General features: G+C 45.8%; 3 protein-coding genes and 1 pseudogene. All 4 read left to right on the plus strand.

Features of this window, described 5'->3' with window-relative positions:
* The coding region (locus tag WEIDD23_RS08625; protein WP_197458860.1) for an orotidine 5'-phosphate decarboxylase / HUMPS family protein at positions 1 to 380 on the plus strand (380 nt) is incomplete at its 5' end.
* Positions 381 to 382: 2 nt separating this feature from the next.
* On the plus strand, positions 383 to 1021 hold the full coding sequence (gene pyrE / locus WEIDD23_RS08630) for an orotate phosphoribosyltransferase (RefSeq protein ID WP_062358913.1): 639 nt from the start codon (positions 383 to 385) through the stop codon (positions 1019 to 1021).
* Positions 1022 to 1182: 161 nt separating this feature from the next.
* A complete protein-coding gene (locus WEIDD23_RS08635) occupies positions 1183 to 2430 on the plus strand; it encodes a glycosyltransferase family 4 protein (protein ID WP_010369904.1) in 1248 nt (415 codons plus the stop codon).
* Positions 2427 to 2738 (plus strand): annotated as a pseudogene (locus WEIDD23_RS08640) (glycosyltransferase); the annotation flags it as partial. The gene WEIDD23_RS08635 and the pseudogene WEIDD23_RS08640, both read left to right, overlap by 4 nt.

The raw sequence follows: 2738 nt of genomic DNA on the forward strand, positions 1-2738 counted from the left end.
AGGTGCCTAAATTATTAGCGATCACGCAGTTAACGTCTTTTTCAGAACAAGAGATGCAAGAGACACAACTTGTGACAGTACCATTATTAACGAGTGTGGTTCATTTAGCACAACTGGCTGCGACAGCTGGTTTTGCTGGCACAATCTCGTCAGCGTTCGAATCACGCGCAATCCATGAAGCGACACCAACGAACTTTTTATCGATTACACCAGGTATTCGCTTAGCAGGTGATGCAGTCGGCGATCAAAATCGCGTTGTGACACCGGCGCGTGCGCGTGAAATGGGGGCGAATGGTATTGTTGTCGGACGGTCGATTACACAAGCGCCAGATCCAGTTGCAGCATATCAGCGCGTGGTCGCTGAATTTCAGGGGGAATAATGATGACAGATTATCAAACAGAAGTTGCCGCGGCATTGCTTAAAATCGAAGCAGTCAAGCTTCAACCGACGGCACCGTTTACCTGGGCTTCGGGCATTTTGAGCCTAATTTATACTGACAATCGCAAGACGATCAGCTTTCCGGCTGTTCGTCGGTTGATTGCACAAGGATTGGCAGCGTTGATTAAGCGTGAATATCCAGATGTCCAGGTGATTGGCGGTGTGGCAACCGCCGGTATTCCACATGCAGCCTGGGTGGCAGAAGTGCTAGATTTGCCAATGGTGTATGTCCGGTCAAAGCCCAAGGATCATGGGGCTGGTCAACAAATTGAGGGGGTTGTACTACCTGGACAAAAGGTCGTCCTGATTGATGATTTGATTTCAACAGGTGGCTCGGTACTGGGTGCAGTTAAAGCGACCCGAGCGGCTGGCGCGGAAGTATTAGGCGTTAGCGCCATCTTCAGTTATGAACTGCCAGCAGCAACGCAAAACTTTGGCGAAGCGCAAACCCCATTTAATGCGTTAACGAACTACACGACATTGTTAACGGTGGCACAGCAAACGGGGGCTATTCAAGCGTCGGATTTGGCAACACTTCAAGAGTGGCGTCAAGATCCACAAGCTTGGCAACCAAACAATTAATCATAAAAAACCAGTTCCAGTGTGGACTGGTTTTTTTATGTTGTTCGGACGCTTATTTTTTCACCAGTTAATATTTAGCTAAGGCTAGCGGTGAAATGTCCCCAAAATTGGCCTTTGTTGATAAAATGGAACATAAGACTATTTGTGAAAGGTGACCAACTATGAATATCGGATTATTCACGGACACTTATTTCCCACAGGTTTCTGGTGTTGCAACGTCGATTCAAACGTTGCGCCGTCAATTAGAAGCCAACGGACATAAAGTGTATATTTTTACGTCTACCGATCCGAAGGTAAAAAAAGGCACCCTGGAACCTAACGTATATCGGTTTGCGAGTCTGCCTTTTGTAGGCTTTAAGGATCGTCGGATTACGTATCGTGGGGCCATTCAAGCGGTGCAATTAGCGAAAAAATTGGAATTGGACTTAGTGCACACGCAAACTGAATTTTCGTTGGGCGTCATTGGTAAGTTTGTTGCCCGCCAACTGAAGATTCCGGTCGTACATACATTTCATACAAATTACGAGGACTATTTGCACTATATTGCGAATGGTAAAATTATTCGGCCAGGTAGTGTTGCTGTGATTGCCCGCAATTTTATGGCGGGAATGACAGGAATTATCTCACCATCACGCCAAACTTACGACACATTAACCAAGTATAAGGTTAAAGCACCAATCGAAATCATTCCGACTGGCGTTAATGTGCTACATGGTGCTAATGAAGACACAAGTGCTAAGCTACGGGGTGAGTTAGGTTTGGCGCCAGATACACCGGTTGTCTTGTCACTTGGGCGCGTAGCGTTTGAAAAGAACTTGGATGACGCCTTATCGGTTTTTGCGGAAGCGTTAGAAACAGTGCCTGAAGCAAAGTTCGTGATTGTCGGTGGCGGTCCAGCAATGGAAGCCCTCCAGGAACACGTTTCGGCCTTGGAAATTACGGATCATGTCATTTTTACTGGTGAAGTTAATCATAATGACGTTTATGGCTACTATAAGATGGGGGACGTGTTCGTCTCAGCTTCAGTATCAGAAACGCAAGGGCTGACTTTTATCGAAGCCATGACGGCTGATACGCCGGTTGTTGCCATTCACAGTCCGTACTTAGACACGATTGTGACTGATAAAAATATTGGGCAACTGGTTGACGATAGCTTTCAATTATTAGAACCGATGGTCTCGTACTTGCAAGCAAAAGAGATGGGGACAGTCATTGGTAATCCAGACGCCCGTCAACAAGTACTGCATGAAATTGATGAACGGACCTTTGGTAAGCGGGTGATTGATTTTTACGCAGAAGCATTGGCAGTCTACCATGAAGAGGAGGATACGGAAGCAGCTGAAGCAAATGACGTTGAGTACTCAAAGACATTCTTGCTTCGCAATCCCTTCCGACGTGATAACTCATGATTAAAATAACGATGTTTTCATCAGCTGAAACCGTGCCAGGACAAGGGGTGGGTTCAGCGTACCGCGAGTTGGTTAATTTACTAACGACCCGTTTTAAAGACAGCTTTAAATTACGCTTTAATTCATTGGCACCAGCTGATGTAAGTCACTATCATACAATTGATTTTTGGTTCTACCTGAATACCTTCCTGCCAGGACGTGGTCAAAAGGTTGGGTACGTCCACTTCTTACCTGAAACATTGGACGGGTCAATCTTATTGCACTGGCCGGTTAAAAATATTTTCTACTGGTATGTGATGGCGTTTTAC

Source organism: Weissella sp. DD23, assembly GCF_001579105.1.
Taxonomy (GTDB): domain Bacteria; phylum Bacillota; class Bacilli; order Lactobacillales; family Lactobacillaceae; genus Weissella; species Weissella cibaria.

Excerpts from the sequence above, each read along its gene's own strand:
- pyrE (WP_062358913.1), top strand. The coding sequence starts at position 383 with ATGACAGATTATCAAACAGAAGTTGCCGCGGCATTGCTTAAAATCGAA.
- WEIDD23_RS08635 (WP_010369904.1), top strand. The coding sequence starts at position 1,183 with ATGAATATCGGATTATTCACGGACACTTATTTCCCACAGGTTTCTGGT.